Source organism: Bartonella sp. AD328YNZD, assembly GCF_042196425.1.
Map to the genome: position 1 here is coordinate 1 of NZ_JBHIQG010000548.1, position 1,130 is coordinate 1,130.

General features: G+C 33.1%; 1 protein-coding gene and 1 pseudogene. Both read left to right on the forward strand.

The features are described from left to right. Window positions 1-274 precede the first annotated feature (274 nt). The gene (locus tag ACFIO3_RS13550) at window positions 275-820 is read left to right on the forward strand and encodes an AprI/Inh family metalloprotease inhibitor (RefSeq protein ID WP_375606082.1); all 546 of its coding nucleotides are present in this window, start codon (window positions 275-277) and stop codon (window positions 818-820) included. Between the two features lie 98 nt (window positions 821-918). Further along, window positions 919-1,130: pseudogene (locus ACFIO3_RS13555) on the forward strand (cell division protein ZapE); the annotation flags it as partial.

Consider the following 1,130-nt stretch of genomic DNA (forward strand, 5'->3'; position numbering starts at 1 on the left):
AATAATTTGATTTCCAAGACCGTCCATTTTGCTAAATGGCGTTTTCATGAAACTTCTCTATTTCTAATGATTACTTAATTAAGGGATATATGACTGAAAATCTTATAAATTTCTAGTGTTTAATAAATATAAAATTGGGTATATAAATTATTTCATTTAAAATAAGTAATTTAAATCCTGTTTTTTTTCATTTGTTAATTTATCTTTGTAACTATAACAAATATTCACTTGATTTTTTATAAGCTTATTTATTGCTGTGGGAGAGAGTACAGACATGGCGTTTTCAAAAGTTTCGTTTTTCGTTGCACTATCAACTGTAATGTTTTTAGGGGGATGTTCAACAACACGGTTTGATGGTAATGACGATGGTAACGCATTAGAAGTTTTTTATCCATCTCAACAAATGACAATATTAGAAGCGTCTGATCTGTCGTCCACTTCTTCGTCGATATCTGAAGATGCAAACGCTCCGATGTATGAAAAAGGAGATTCTCAGAGCGATGGACGAATGGCTAGTCTCGAATTGCCAAGCAATGCCACTGATTTATTTCCTGCAAGTATTGCTGGGGTATGGAATCTTTCTATGGGAGGAAAAGTTTGCCGGATTGCAACTCCACAAACAAAGTTTGGACAAGGGTACCGTGCTGGTCCTTTACACTGTCCAGGAATTGCTTCCCAAGTGAGATCGTGGGCTGTTAAAGGAAAAAGATTATATTTTTATAATAACTCTGGACGTGTTATCCTCGTTTTTTATTCTTCAAATGTTGATCGTTTTGAGGGACGCACACTTGATGATCATCCCGTTATTTTAAGTCGTTAAATCATTTTTGACCGTTTATGAAAAAGTAAGTTATAGAAACAGATTCGTGAAAAAAATTTGTATTTTTCATTGAGAACGGTTTGAAAAAGGTTGTTTGGATGATTCTCGTTTCAACACGCTATAAGGAGTTGGTCTCTAAAGGAGAAGTTTGTTTTGATCCAGCTCAATTAGTTTTAACAGAGCATTTTGATCATTTATTAAAAAAAATTGAGGAACAAAATGTTTCTCGTCCTTGGTTTTTGGTATTTTTGTCTTTTTTAAAAAGAATACTTAAAAGGAAAAAACAAAATATTGCTCGTGTTGCAAAACA